The organism is Streptomyces sp. NPDC002176 (genome assembly GCF_044903645.1).
Classification (GTDB): Bacteria; Actinomycetota; Actinomycetes; order Streptomycetales; family Streptomycetaceae; genus Streptomyces.
In genome coordinates, this window is record NZ_JBJDQW010000001.1 from 1,471,880 (window position 1) to 1,484,459 (window position 12,580).

Here is a 12,580-nt window from a genome sequence, read left to right on the forward strand (position 1 = left end):
GGGCGGCTAGTCGCGCCGCGCGAAGTGCTCCGTCACGAGGCCCGTCACCGCGTCCAGTTCGCCGGAGGCCAACGCGTCCAGGAGGGCGGTGTGTTGGGCGGCGTCGCGAAGGAGGACGGCGCGGTGCTGGCGGGGCGGGGTGTCCACCAGGGGCCACTGGGCGCGGCGGTGGAGGTCTTCCGCGATGCGGAGGAGCTGTTCGTTGCCCGCGAGGGCGAGGAGGGCGCGGTGGAAGGCGCGGTCGGCCTCGGCGTAGCGGGCCGGACAGCCGGAGGCGGCCGCGCGGGCCGTGTCCTCGGCGAGCGGGCGCAGCTCGGCGAAGCGGGCGGCCGGGACGGAACCCGCAAGGCGCAGCAGGACGGGGACCTCGAGCAGGGCCCGTACCTCCGCCAGCTCGGCCAGCTCGCGGGCGCCGCGCCGCACGACCCGGAAGCCCCGGTTGGGGACGACCTCGACGGCGCCCTCCAGCGCGAGCTGCTGCATGGCCTCGCGGACCGGGGTGGCGGAGACCCCGAAGCGGTCGCCGAGCACCGGTGCCGAGTAGACCTCGCCGGGGCACAGTTCGCCGGTGGTCAGCGCGGAGCGCAGCGCGTCGAGGATCTGCCCGCGCACCGAGGCCCGCTGCACCACCGCGCGCGGCCGGGGCAGCGGCGGCTCGCTGTGCGTGTGCTCACCCCGTACGCCAGGGGTGCCGTCGGCCCGTTCGCGGGCCTCGGCGGCGCCGGACCGGTCCGGTACCCGCGGGGCGGCGGGCTGCGCGGCGTGCCAGGGCAGCCCCGTCCCGGAGACGTCCTGCAGGCCCTGCTTCACGGGTCCTCCTCGGGCTGGTCGGCGGCCGGGGCTTCGGGGCGCCCCGCCCTGGGGCCGGGCCCCGACACGGACGACGGACCGTCACATGTCCGTCAAGCACCTTAGGCGCAGGAGGCGGCACTTCAAATTCCCGGAAAGACCGGTAAGGTTAGCCTTACCTCCAAGCCCGCCCCCGTGTTCGAAGGATCGGTGGTCCCGCCATGCTCGCTACGGCCTCGCCGCTCACCGCAGCGTACGCCCGGCTCGGTGAGGTCTATCCGGGCCTGAGCGTGACGGTCACGGAGAACCCGGCGCACCCCCTGCCCGTGGGCGACGGCTGGGTGACCGCCGACGGGCTCGCGGCGGGCGGCGCCCAGCTCGACTCCTTCCTCGCCTGGGACGACGCCCAGGTGCTGCGGGACTACGGGCAGCACGCCCGCCCGGACGTCATCGCCGGCTTCGGCCTGCACCGCTACGCCTGGCCCGCCTGCCTCCTCATCACCGTCCCCTGGTTCCTGCACCGCCGGGTCCCCCGGCTGCCCGCGGCCCACGTCGCGTACCACCGCACCGAGGGCCGGATGACCGTACGGCCGGGCACCTTCGCCTGTCTGCCGGACGACCCGGCGGCCGGGCTGCCCGAGGCGGTCGTGGTGGCCGACGAGGAGGCGCTGCGCGCCGAGGTGCGCGCGGCCGTCGCCGAGCACCTGGAGCCGGTGCTGGGCGGCTTCGGCCCCCGCATGCGGCGGCGCGGCCGCGCGCTGTGGGGGATGGCGACGGACGAGATCGTCGAGGGCCTGTGGTACCTCGCCTCCCTGCTCGGCGAGGGCGAGGAGGGCCGCGCGATGCGCGAGCTGGAGCTGCTGCTGCCGGGCACCACCCGCCCGTACGCGGGCTCGGCCGCGTTCCGTGAGCTGACCGGCCCGGCCGGTGAGCCGCTGTCCACCCGTGACCGGGTCAGCTGCTGCATGTTCTACACGCTGCGCCCCGAGGACACCTGCGCCACCTGCCCGCGCACCTGCGACAGCGACCGGATCGCCAAGCTGACCGCCACCGCGGCGGCCTGAGCCCGGCGGAGCCACTCGTTCGAGCGGCGTAAATCGAACTCAACAGCCCGTTCGCAGCACAAAGTTCGAGCAGAGCGGCGCCATCACACCGCCCTCGCGCCCCTTTGAAGGACCGTTGCCTCGAAATCCCCGGCGGGGCGCCGGGAATGGGTCACTATGACGGGCGATACGCCCTATCCCAAGGCGCCCTCTTCCAAGGCAAGGGACCCCTGATGCGAATGACCGACATATCGCTGAACTGGCTGCTTCCGGGCGCCGTGCTGCTCCTGGGCGTGCCGGTGGCGATCGCGGTGCTCGCGCGCGGCAAGCGCAACTCCGGGGAGAAGGCGGGCTCCGACGACTCCTGGGAACGCAGCGAGGAGCGCCGCAGGCGCAAGGAAGCCGTCTACGGAACCGCCTCGTACGTCCTGCTGTTCTGCTGCGCGGCGGTCGCGGCGGCCCTCTCCTTCCACGGACTGGTCGGCTTCGGCGAGCAGAACCTCGGGCTCACCGACGGCTGGCAGTACCTGGTGCCGTTCGGCCTGGACGGGGCGGCCATGTTCTGCTCGGTCCTCGCCGTGCGCGAGGCCAGCCATGGCGACGCCGCCCTGGGGTCCCGGATGCTGGTGTGGATGTTCGCCGCGGCCGCGGCCTGGTTCAACTGGGTGCACGCGCCCAGGGGGATGGGCCACGACGGGGCGCCGCAGTTCTTCTCCGGCATGTCGCTGTCGGCCGCGGTGCTGTTCGACCGCGCGCTGAAGCAGACCCGCCGGGCCGCCCTGCGTGAACAGGGTCTGGTGCCGCGTCCGCTGCCCCAGATCCGTATCGTCCGCTGGGTACGGGCGCCCCGCGAGACGTACGGGGCCTGGTCGCTCATGCTCCTGGAGGGTGTGCGCAGCCTGGACGAGGCGGTCGAGGAGGTGCGCGACGACAAGCGGGAGAAGAACGAGGCCCGGCAGCGTCGGCGCGACCAGCAGCGGGTGGAGCGCGCCCAGTTGAAGGCGCTCACCCGAGGCGCCCGTGGTGTCGTCGGGCGGACGCCCGCACGGACGGTGGAGGTCCAGATGGACCGGGCCCCGGCGACCGGGGAGCCTGCCATAGGGGCGGCGGACAAGCCGGTCCCCCGCTCGCGGCCGTCGCTCCAGGCGGTCCGCAAGGGCGGCGAACCGGTCACCGTCGACCTCACCGCGGAGGACGACACGATGGCCCTGCCCCGGCTCGACTCGCTGGAGCGCAAGCTGAAGGACCTTGAGCAGCAGTTCGGTTGAGCACGGCAGCGGCGACGTTGAGCGCAGCGGCGGCGACGGGGCGGGAGTGCGGTTCCGATGGACCGCGCCCCCGCCCCGTCGCCGTATCCGCCTACGCCGCCTCGGCGCCCAGTTCGAACCACACCGACTTGCCCACCGCGTGCGCCCGTACCCCCCAGGCGTCCGCGAGGGACTGCACCAGGATCAGGCCCCGGCCGTTGGTGTCCTCGTCCGGTTCGGGGGTGCGCATCAGTGGGCCGCGGGCCACGAAGTCCCGTACCTCCACGCGCAGTCCGCGTGGGGAGACGACGGCGGTGAGGATCGCGTCGTCGTCGGTGTGGACCAGGGCGTTGGTGACGAGTTCGCTGGTGAGCAGTTCCGCCACGCCGGTCCGGTCGGGCCGGTCCCAGTGTCGCAGCAGGGCGCGCAGTTCGCGGCGCGCCTCGGGCACCGCCGCGAGGTCGGCGCGTGTCAGTTCCCGTCTGAGCCGCTGCGCCTCACGCGTGCCGCCCGTGTCGCCGTCGTCCGTGTCTCCGGTGTCCGCCGGGGAAGCCCCCACTGCCATGGGACCGCCTCTTCGCGCCTGCCTCGTCATGACCCCCGCCCACACGTCGCCGGCCCTCCCTCTCCTGGTCGACCGCGTCCACGACGGATGGTTGCCCAGTGGGCCAGGGGCCAGTCATGACCGCCGCCCGACCGCCGGTTGTTCGGCCACGCGGGGCGGGCGCACGGGCCGCCCACCGGGTGTCCGGGGACCCGCACCGAAAGCGCCGCGGCGGCCGAAAGACGCCGCAGGAGCCATCTGACGGCTCCTGCGGACCCACGCGGCCACCCAGTGCCCCCAATCGGTCACACGCGGTGAAACTGACCGGAAATCACCGTTCCTGAGGGCGAGTTCAGGGCCGGGGCACGTTACGGAGGTTGGAGCGGGCCAGCTGCAGCATCCGGCCGACGCCGCCGTCCAGCACGATCTTCGACGCGGACAGCGCGAACCCGGTGACCATGTCGGCCTTGATCTTCGGCGGGATCGAGAGGGCGTTGGGGTCGGTGACGACGTCCACCAGGGCGGGGCCCTTGTGCTTGAAGGCGTCCTTGAGCGCACCGGCCAGCTGCTTGGGCTTCTCCACTCGCACCCCGAAGGCACCGCAGGCGCGGGCGACTTCGGCGAAGTCGGGGTTGACGTCGGTGGTGCCGTACGAGGGCAGGCCCGCGACCAGCATCTCCAACTCGACCATGCCGAGCGCGGAGTTGTTGAACAGCACGATCTTCACCGGCAGGTCCTGCTGCACCAGCGTCAGGAAGTCCCCCATCAGCATGGTGAATCCGCCGTCCCCGGCCATGGCGACGACCTGCCGGTCCCGGTCCACGAACTGGGCGCCGATGGCCATGGGCATCGCGTTCGCCATCGAGCCGTGCGAGAACGAACCGATGATCCGGCGGCGGCCGTTGGGCGAGATGTAGCGCGCGCCCCAGACGTTGTTCATGCCGGTGTCGATGGTGAAGATCGCGTCGTCGTCGGCCAACTCGTCCAGCACGGACGCCACGTACTCGGGGTGGATCGGGACATGCTTGTCCACCTTGCGGGTGTACGCCTTGACCACGCCCTCCAGCGCGTCGGCGTGTTTCTTCAGCATCTTGTCCAGGAAGCGGCGGTCCGTCTTCTCCCGCACCCGGGGAATCAGACAGCGCAGCGTCTCGCGCACATCGCCCCACACCGCGAGGTCCAGCCGGGAGCGCCGACCGATGACCTCGGGCCGTACGTCGATCTGCGCGATCTTCACGTCGTCGGGCAGGAACGCGTTGTACGGGAAGTCGGTGCCGACCAGGATCAGCAGCTCGCACTCGTGGGTGGCCTCGTAGGCGGCACCGTAGCCGAGCAGCCCGCTCATGCCGACGTCGTACGGATTGTCGTACTGGATGTACTCCTTGCCGCGCAGGGCGTGGCCCACCGGGGACTTGACGCGGCCCGCGAACTCCATCACCTCGGCGTGCGCGCCCGCCGTGCCCGCGCCGCAGAACAGGGTGACCTTGTCGGCCTGGTCGATCAGCTCCACCAGGCGGTCGATCTCGGCGTCGCCGGGGCGGATCGTGGGCCGGGAGGTGACCAGGGCGCTCTCGAAGGACTGGTCCGGGGCGGGCTGGTCGGCCACGTCACCGGGCAGGGTGACGACGCTGACCCCGCGCTGCCCGATCGCGTGCTGGATGGCGGTCTGCAGCAGCCGGGGCATCTGCTGCGGGTTGGAGATCATCTCGCTGTAGTGGCTGCACTCCTCGAACAGCCGCTCCGGGTGGGTCGCCTGGAAGTAGGAGAGGCCGATCTCGCTGGACGGGATGTGGGAGGCCAGCGCCAGCACGGGCGCCATGGAGCGGTGGGCGTCGTAGAGGCCGTTGATGAGGTGCAGGTTGCCGGGGCCGCAGGAGCCCGCGCAGGCGGTCAGCTTGCCGGTGATCTGGGCCTCGGCACCGGCCGCGAAGGCGGCGACCTCCTCGTGCCGCACATGCACCCAGTCGATCGCGGCGTTGCGGCGCACGGCGTCCACGACCGGGTTGAGGCTGTCCCCGACGACGCCGTACATACGGCGCACCCCGGCGCGGGCGAGGATGTCGACGAACTGCTCGGCGACGTTCTGTTTGGCCATGGCGGTCGTCTGCCCCTTCGCGGTCCCGGAAATACGCCTCTGCCGTCCCATCAAGTCACAGGGGGCCCGATCACGCCTCCCAAACGGCGGCGGCCGTACGGTCGTCGGCGTACCCCTTCACCCGGGTCTGGGTGTCCCCGAGGAACGCCGCGAGGCCGGGCGCGGCGGCGCGCGACCAGCGGCGGCCGAGGAACGCGCGCAGGGCCGCCTCCCCGCGCAGCGGCTCCGCGAGGCCGGAGGTGCACATCATCAGCACGTCACCCGGCCGGGCTATGGCGGCCCGGAACCGGAACGGCACCTGCGGCGGCTCGGCGGGCGCGACGACGGGCTCGTACGGGCTCGGCGGGACCGGGATGCCGAGGTCCAGGGTGAGGCGGTCGCCGTCCGGGGTCTCGGCGGGCAGGGCGCCGGACGGGGCGGTGCCCTCCCCCGGTCCGCCCGGTGCGCCCGGCTCGATGTCCCGCCACTCCCCGTCCCGCAGCCGGAACAGCCCGCCCTCCCCCGCGCCGAAGAACACACGGGTGCGGCAGTCGGGGTCGGCGGGCAGCAGCAGGCAGCGCAGGCTCACGGTGGGTTCCCCGGAGGCGGCGCGGAGCTTGCCGAGGGTGCGGTCGGTGAGCCGGTTCAGCCCGGACTTGAGGTCGCCGCGCCGCCCGGCCCGCAGATCCTCCACCAGCCGTTCGTGGCTGCGCCCCACCGCCTGTCCGATCCACCGGCACGCCTCGGCGGCGACCCGGTGCGCGTCGGGCACCGCCCGCGCTCCGGTGGCCATGGCCACGAGGACGAGGGCCTGTTCGCCCGCGCCGAAGCGTGCGGTGAGCAGGGCGTCGCGGCGTGCCTCGCCCCGGTAGCGCGCGGAGTCCCCGCGCAGCGAGACGGCCCGCAGGGTGCAGGCTCCGTACCGGGCGCCCTCCAGCACGGTGTCGGACACCAGCTCGCCGAGCTGGTCGGGGTCGGCGGCGGGCAGCGCGGTCGGTTCGGGGGCGTAGGTGGGGGGCCGGGGGCCGACCCAGTCGAGGGTGGGAGGCGCGGTCGGCGTGAAGTGGGCGACGCCGGTGACGACGGGGCCTCGGGGGGTGCCGTCGGCGGGGCTCGCCGCCGGTTCGGGTGCGGGTCCGGGCCAGCCCGGCATGGGCGGGACGGCCGGGGGGCGCGCGGCCGGGGCGTCGGGGGGCGTCTGCTCACCGGCCCGCTGGGCGGGGAGGGGTGGGGTGTCCCGGACCTGGTCACCGGCATCACCGGCGTCACCGGCCCGCTGGGCCGGGAGCGGTGGCGGCTCGGCTCTGGGGGGCGGGGGTGCGGTCGTCTCCTGCTCGGGCGGCCCGCCGGGACCTCTCTCCGGTTGCCCCGGCTGCTCGCTCCCCTGTCCGGTCACCGTCGCCCGTTTCGCCGAGGCGTAGCGGTCGTCCAGGGAATCCGGGGCCGGTGCGGGACCCGTGTCGTCGGCCGTTTCGGCGTAGAGCTGCCCCCACCAGTCGTCGTCCTGGCGAGTGGGCCCGCCCCCCTGCTGACTCATGCCGGTAATTGTCACCACGCGGGCGGCGCGGAAACGGGGCATCGGCAAAATCCGGCCCTCCTCGCCCAGCGCATCGAGGGACAGGGCGAACGGCCGTACGAGATCTGCGGTTCCGTCCGGGCTCGGGCACGCTGGGCAGATGGGAGCGTGGGAACTCCTGCTGGTCGGCCTGGTGATCGCGCTCGGCCTGTGCGGAGTGCTGGTGCCCGGGGTACCGGGGTCGTGGCTGGTGTGGGCCGGGGTCCTGTGGTGGGCGCTGACGAATCCGGCCGGGCTCACCTGGGCGGTCCTGGTGGGTGCGACCGTGGTGCTGCTGCTGGCGCAGGTCGTGCGCTGGACGCTGCCCGCGCGCCGGTTGCGGACGAGCGGTGCGACGCCCCGGATGGCGGTGTACGCGGGTGTCGGCGCGCTCCTCGGTTTCGTGCTGGTGCCGGTGGTGGGCGCGCTGCCCGGTTTCATGGGCGGGATCTACCTGGGCGAGCGGCTGCGGCTCGGTCGGCACGGCGAGGCGATGGCCGCGCTGCGCACGGCGATGCGCTCGGGCGGCTCCAGCGTGTTCACGGAGCTGTTCGCGTGTCTGCTGATCGCGGCGGGGTGGCTGGGCGCGGTGCTGTGGGGCTGACCGCTCACAGCAGGACCCGGCTCACGCGGTCGGCGACCGCCCGCATCCCGTCGTCGTCGAAGTGCAGATGGTCGCCGGGGTCGTAGCGCGGCAGCAGGCGTACGGGGTCGGCGGGGTCGCGCAGCGCGGCGTCCGCGTCGGCGACCGCGTCGAAGACTCCGCCGGTGCGGATGAAGTCGTTGATCCCCTGCCGTACCGCCTCGCGGGCCGTCGTGTGCGCCGGGTAGCCGCCGTACGGGGTGAGGGTGACGCCCACGACCCGGATGTGCCGGGCGTGGGCGCGGGCGACGAGGGTGCGGTAGGCGTCGGCGTAGGCGCTGACGTCGGCCGCGGTGGGGTTGCCGTTGATGTCGTTGACGCCCTCGAACACGACGAGGACGCGGACTCCGGCCCGGTCGAGTGCGTCGGCGTCCAGCCGGGCGAGGGCGCTCGGGCCGGTGCCGTCGCGCAGCAGGCGGTTGCCGCCGATGCCCGCGTTGAGGACGCCGAGGCGGCGGTGGCGTTCGGCGAGCAGGTCGGGCCAGCGGTGGTTGGCGTCGTGGGTGGAGCCGTGGCCGTCGGTGAGGGAGTCACCGAACGCGACGACGCTGCCGGTGGCGGTGCCGCGTACGTCGACCCCGGCGACGTAGTACCAGTTGCTGATCGGGGTGCGGTACGCGGACCCGTCCTCGTCGGCCGCGTGCCCGGCGCCGACGAGCGCGACCCAGCTGGTCTGAAGGGCGGTGCCGTGCTGGGTGGCGGGGCCGGAGTCGTCCGGGGTGAACACGGTGACCAGGAGGTCGGCGGCGGCCGGGACGGTGAGGTGGATCGGGTCGGTGAGGAGATCCCGGCCGGGCGGGATCGTGGTCGTGGTCGCGTGGTGGAAGGTGGCGGTGCGCAGGGTGCCGGGCGCGGCGTCCGGACCCTGGCCCTGCCGGAGGGCGACGGTGACCGCGCCGAGGTGCAGCGGGGCGGTGCCGAACCGGTTGGTCACGCGTACGCGCAGCTCGTGCCCACCGACGCTGAGATGCACGACGTTGCGGATCGCGGCGCCGGGCAGCGCGGGCGCGGTGCCGGAGGGTGCGGCCTCCCAGGTGCCGGTCCAGGACTGGTTCCCGGCGGCGGCGTAGGCAGGGGCGGGGCTGAGCAGAAGCAGCAGGACCACCAGGACCCGCACGACACCGCCCATGTCCACCCCTCTCCACACCGGCCCCGTCCAGGCCGCCGCAGGCGACGGTGCCACACGTCCCGGCCGGGGCCAGGGCACCCGCACCGCGCGCACACCCGCTCGGCCCAGCCGGTCGGGACGGTCCGTCGGCTCACCCGCGCCCCTGACCGACTTGTGCTGTGCCTACCTAGGGGCGCGGGGAACTGCGCGACCAGCCACGACGGCGCGGCACCGAGGAGCCGGTAAGTGGACGGACAGAAGCACCTGGACCCACGTCCGCCATACCCACCCAGGGGCGCGGGGAACTGCGCGACCAGCCACGACGGCGCGGCACTGGACCGATCCCCCTACACCCCGCCCAGCACCCCCTCCAACCGCAGCAGCCACATCTTCCGCTCCACCCCGCCCGCGTACCCCGTCATCCTGCCGTCGGCCCCGATGACCCGGTGGCAGGCGCGGACGACCAGCAGGGGGTTGGCACCGAGGGCACCGCCAACCGCACGGATCGCGGCGCGCGGAGCGCCGACCTCGGCCGCGATCGCGCCGTACGTGGTGGTCGCCCCGTAGGGGACGGCGTCCAGGGCGCCCCACACCCGCTCGCGGAACTCGGTGCCCCGCACACGGACCGGCAGGTCGAACTCCTTGAGGTCTCCGGCGAAGTAGGCGGTGAGCTGTTCGGTGGCTTCCCGGAAGGGCCCCGCGTCGTGCCGCCAGCCTGCCTGGACGGTCCGGCCGCCCTTCTGACCCGGCACGGACACCGAGGTCAGCGCGCCGTCCGCGTCGGCGGTGAGCAGCAGGAGGCCGACCGGGGAGGCCAGTTCGGTCCAGTAGGGGTTGTCCATGATCGCCATCACTCGGTCAGCTCCTCGGCGACCCGTAGGTGTTGGACGGCGTAGGACCGCCAGGGCCGCCAGGCTTCGGGCAGGTCCGTACCGGGTGGGGTGACGTCCGGGTCGCCGAGCACCCGCGCCCGGAGGGCGGCGACGGCGGCCGGGGTGATGCCGGGCAGCTCGTCCAGCGCGCGCCGGGCCTCGTCCCGGTCGGCGCCGGGATCGAGGCACAGCGAGCCGTCCGCGAGGGCGGCGGCGAGCGTGCCGAGCGGGGTCCCGGCCTCCGCCTCGGCGAGGACGGCGGGCTCGGGAAAGAGGTGGGTGAGGCTGCCGCTGGGCGCGTCGAGCGTCTTGCCGTACCGGAGTACGAACCGTGCCACGTCGTCCGGTGATCCGGTCAGCACGCGGGCGGCGATCTCCAGCGGGTCGACGGCGCCGGGTGAGCGCAGTCCGGGCCGGGCGGCGACCAGCGGGGCGAGCCGGGGGTCGGCGGCGAGGCGGGCGTCGACGGCGTAGGGGTCGGCGTCGAGGTCGTACAGCCCGCGCAGCCGGTGTACGGCGGTGGTGAGGTCGCGGGGGTCGGTGAGCAGCAGGCGGGCGTCGAGCCAGCCGCCGGGCCGGGTGCCGCCGCGCGGCTCGGGGGTGTGGGCGCGCTCGTGGACGACGGCGATGCCGGTGCCGTACGGCAGCCGCAGGGTGCGCCGGTGGACGCGGGCGCCGGGGGCGCCGGTCACCTCCTCGACGCCGGGTACGGCCTCGCGCGCGAGCAGATCGAAGACGGCGCCCGCCTGGTAGGGGCCCCGGTGGGCGAGGCGCAGCGGGATGCCGGTGCCGGGGGCGCCGCGGCGGGAGCGCGGGGCGGCGTCGCGTACCTCGGTGGGGGTGTGGGCGTAGACCTCGCGGATGGTGTCGTTGAACTGGCGGATGCTGCGGAAGCCGGACGCGAACGCGATCTCGGTGACCGGGAGTTCGGTGGTCCGCAGCAGGGTGCGCGCGGTGTGGGCGCGCTGGGCGCGGGCGAGCGCGACGGGTCCGGCGCCGACCTCGCCGGTGAGCTGCCGCTGCACCTGGCGGGCGCTGTAGCCGAGGCGGGTGGCGAGGCCGGTGACGCCCTCGCGGTCGACGACGCCGTCCGCGATCAGCCGCATGGCCCGGCCGACGACGTCCGCGCGGACGTTCCACTCGGCCGAGCCCGGCACGGCGTCCGGGCGGCAGCGGCGGCAGGCGCGGAACCCGGAGCCCTGGGCGGCGGCGGCCGTGCGGAAGAACGTCACGTTGCACCGCTTCGGGGTCACCGCCGGGCAGCTGGGGCGGCAGTAGATGCCGGTGGTCCGGACGGCGAAGAAGAAGACGCCGTCGAACCGCCCGTCGCGGCTGCGCACCGCCTCGTACCTGCTGTCATCGTCCGTCATGCGTCCAGTGTCGGACGTCGGAGGGGGGCCGGGCCAGCGGAAAACGGACATGCAGCCCGGCCCCCTGGGCATCAGGTCCAGGGACCCCGCTTGGCCCGCATGGCCGCCCGTCCCTCGGCCCCCTTGCGCTTCCAGTCCTTGCGGATCTCGGCGCGCAGGCGGGCGTCGGTCTTGGCGACGATCCACTGGTTCTCGCGGACCAGCTTGCGGTAGCTCTCCAGCCGTCGGACGGGCAGCTCGCCGGAGTCGACGGCGGCGGCGACCGCGCAGCCGGGCTCGGAGTCGTGGGAGCAGTCGTGGAACCGGCAGCGTGCCGCCAGCTCCTCGATCTCGGAGAACACCTGCCCGACCCCGCTCTCGGCGTCGTACAGACCGACCCCGCGCAGTCCGGGGGTGTCGATGAGCACGCCCCCGCCGGTCAGCGGCAGCAGATTGCGGGTGGTCGTGGTGTGCCTGCCCTTGCCGTCCACGTCCCGCGCGGCCCGGACGTCCATCACGTCCGCGCCGACGAGCGCGTTGGCCAGCGTGGACTTGCCCGCACCGGACTGCCCGAGCAGCACGGCGGTACCGGTACCGATCAGCGCCCGGAGCACGTCCAGCCCGTCGCCGTGCAGCGCGCTGACGGTGAGCACGGCGACGCCGGGCGCGGTGGTCTCGACGTCCTGTACGAGGTGCGCGAGCGTCGCGGGGTCCGGCACGAGGTCGGCCTTGGACAGCACGATCACCGGCTGCGCCCCGGACTCCCACGCCAACGCGAGGAACCGCTCGACCCGCCCGAGGTCCAGCTCGACGGCGAGCGACACGGCGACGACGGCGTGGTCGACATTGGCGGCGAGGATCTGCCCGTCGGACCGCTTGGAGGAGGTGGACCGTACGAACGCCGTCCGGCGGGGGAGGTAGGTGCGGACGTAGCGGGGACTACCACCCTCGGGGTCGACCGCGGCCCAGTCCCCCGTGCAGAGCACCCGCATCGGGTCGTTGGGCGTCACGAAGGCGGTGTCGGCACGGATGACTCCGTCCGCCGTGAGGACGTCACACTGCCCCCGGTCGACCCGGACGACGCGTCCGGGAAGGAGACCCTGACGGGCGTAGGGGACGAACTCGGCTTCCCAGTGGGAGTCCCAGCCGAAGGGGAGAAGAGCGTGCGAGGAGGAGAGTTGCAAGGGAAACCCTTCACAGGGGTGACCCCGGCGAGCGCCTACGGCGCGGTCTGATCAGCCGGTGGCCACGGAGGTGGAGTGGATGAACTTCTGGTCGCGGGCACGGCCCGTCACAGAGACAGCCATCGGTCACACCTCCCATTCCTCACTCGGCCGAAAGCGGCGGCGAACTGCC

11 protein-coding genes are annotated in these 12,580 nt (G+C 74.0%); 3 read left to right on the forward strand and 8 right to left on the reverse strand.

Features of this window, described 5'->3' with window-relative positions; translation table 11 throughout:
• Nucleotides 1-6 precede the first annotated feature (6 nt).
• Nucleotides 7-810 carry a GntR family transcriptional regulator gene (locus ACI2LY_RS06615; protein ID WP_404706176.1) on the reverse strand — a complete coding sequence of 268 codons (804 nt, stop codon included), beginning with the start codon at nt 808-810 and terminating at the stop codon, nt 7-9.
• A 200-nt stretch (nt 811-1,010) separates the two neighbouring features.
• Between ACI2LY_RS06615 and ACI2LY_RS06620 the strand changes: the two genes are divergently transcribed.
• Complete coding sequence (locus ACI2LY_RS06620; RefSeq protein WP_404706177.1) at nt 1,011-1,853, forward strand: (2Fe-2S)-binding protein; 843 nt, start codon at nt 1,011-1,013, stop codon at nt 1,851-1,853.
• Nucleotides 1,854-2,065: 212 nt separating this feature from the next.
• Nucleotides 2,066-3,100: a DUF2637 domain-containing protein gene (locus ACI2LY_RS06625; RefSeq protein WP_404706178.1), complete on the forward strand. Its 1,035-nt coding sequence runs from the start codon at nt 2,066-2,068 to the stop codon at nt 3,098-3,100.
• A gap of 91 nt (nt 3,101-3,191) precedes the next feature.
• On the opposite strand, the gene ACI2LY_RS06630 is transcribed toward ACI2LY_RS06625, so the two are convergent.
• The 3 genes from ACI2LY_RS06630 to ACI2LY_RS06640 all read right to left on the reverse strand — a co-directional run bounded on the left by ACI2LY_RS06630 (nt 3,192) and on the right by ACI2LY_RS06640 (nt 7,234).
• Nucleotides 3,192-3,644 (reverse strand): ATP-binding protein, encoded by a 453-nt coding sequence (locus ACI2LY_RS06630; RefSeq protein WP_404706179.1) that lies wholly within the window; start codon nt 3,642-3,644, stop codon nt 3,192-3,194.
• A gap of 331 nt (nt 3,645-3,975) precedes the next feature.
• Nucleotides 3,976-5,718 (reverse strand): pyruvate dehydrogenase, encoded by a 1,743-nt coding sequence (locus ACI2LY_RS06635; RefSeq protein ID WP_404706180.1) that lies wholly within the window; start codon nt 5,716-5,718, stop codon nt 3,976-3,978.
• Nucleotides 5,719-5,788: 70 nt separating this feature from the next.
• Nucleotides 5,789-7,234, reverse strand: coding sequence for a protein phosphatase 2C domain-containing protein (locus ACI2LY_RS06640; RefSeq protein WP_404706181.1), 1,446 nt, complete (start codon nt 7,232-7,234; stop codon nt 5,789-5,791).
• A gap of 139 nt (nt 7,235-7,373) precedes the next feature.
• Here ACI2LY_RS06640 and ACI2LY_RS06645 point away from each other — a divergent pair, with 139 nt between their 5' ends.
• Nucleotides 7,374-7,856, forward strand: a complete 483-nt coding sequence (locus ACI2LY_RS06645; RefSeq protein ID WP_404706182.1) for a DUF456 domain-containing protein — start codon at nt 7,374-7,376, stop codon at nt 7,854-7,856.
• 4 nt (nt 7,857-7,860) lie between these two features.
• Here ACI2LY_RS06645 and ACI2LY_RS06650 read toward each other — a convergent pair whose 3' ends face one another.
• From ACI2LY_RS06650 to rsgA, 4 genes are all read right to left on the reverse strand, one after another.
• Nucleotides 7,861-9,024 (reverse strand): GDSL-type esterase/lipase family protein, encoded by a 1,164-nt coding sequence (locus ACI2LY_RS06650; protein WP_404706183.1) that lies wholly within the window; start codon nt 9,022-9,024, stop codon nt 7,861-7,863.
• Between the two features lie 326 nt (nt 9,025-9,350).
• Entirely contained in the window at nt 9,351-9,845 is a 495-nt protein-coding gene (locus ACI2LY_RS06655) for a methylated-DNA--[protein]-cysteine S-methyltransferase (RefSeq protein ID WP_404706491.1), read from the reverse strand.
• Nucleotides 9,846-9,853: 8 nt separating this feature from the next.
• On the reverse strand, nt 9,854-11,245 hold the full coding sequence (locus tag ACI2LY_RS06660; RefSeq protein ID WP_404706184.1) for an AlkA N-terminal domain-containing protein: 1,392 nt from the start codon (nt 11,243-11,245) through the stop codon (nt 9,854-9,856).
• A 71-nt stretch (nt 11,246-11,316) separates the two neighbouring features.
• Nucleotides 11,317-12,408 carry a ribosome small subunit-dependent GTPase A gene (rsgA, locus tag ACI2LY_RS06665; protein ID WP_404706185.1) on the reverse strand — a complete coding sequence of 364 codons (1,092 nt, stop codon included), beginning with the start codon at nt 12,406-12,408 and terminating at the stop codon, nt 11,317-11,319.
• Nucleotides 12,409-12,580: the final 172 nt, after the last annotated feature.

Bases quoted from the DNA above. Each gene is read 5' to 3' on its own strand.
- ACI2LY_RS06650 (WP_404706183.1), bottom strand. From the start codon at position 9,024: ATGGGCGGTGTCGTGCGGGTCCTGGTGGTCCTGCTGCTTCTGCTCAGC.
- ACI2LY_RS06630 (WP_404706179.1), bottom strand. From the start codon at position 3,644: ATGGCAGTGGGGGCTTCCCCGGCGGACACCGGAGACACGGACGACGGC.
- ACI2LY_RS06660 (WP_404706184.1), bottom strand. From the start codon at position 11,245: ATGACGGACGATGACAGCAGGTACGAGGCGGTGCGCAGCCGCGACGGG.
- ACI2LY_RS06640 (WP_404706181.1), bottom strand. From the start codon at position 7,234: ATGAGTCAGCAGGGGGGCGGGCCCACTCGCCAGGACGACGACTGGTGG.
- ACI2LY_RS06625 (WP_404706178.1), top strand. From the start codon at position 2,066: ATGCGAATGACCGACATATCGCTGAACTGGCTGCTTCCGGGCGCCGTG.
- ACI2LY_RS06645 (WP_404706182.1), top strand. From the start codon at position 7,374: ATGGGAGCGTGGGAACTCCTGCTGGTCGGCCTGGTGATCGCGCTCGGC.
- ACI2LY_RS06635 (WP_404706180.1), bottom strand. From the start codon at position 5,718: ATGGCCAAACAGAACGTCGCCGAGCAGTTCGTCGACATCCTCGCCCGC.
- ACI2LY_RS06655 (WP_404706491.1), bottom strand. From the start codon at position 9,845: ATGGACAACCCCTACTGGACCGAACTGGCCTCCCCGGTCGGCCTCCTG.
- ACI2LY_RS06620 (WP_404706177.1), top strand. From the start codon at position 1,011: ATGCTCGCTACGGCCTCGCCGCTCACCGCAGCGTACGCCCGGCTCGGT.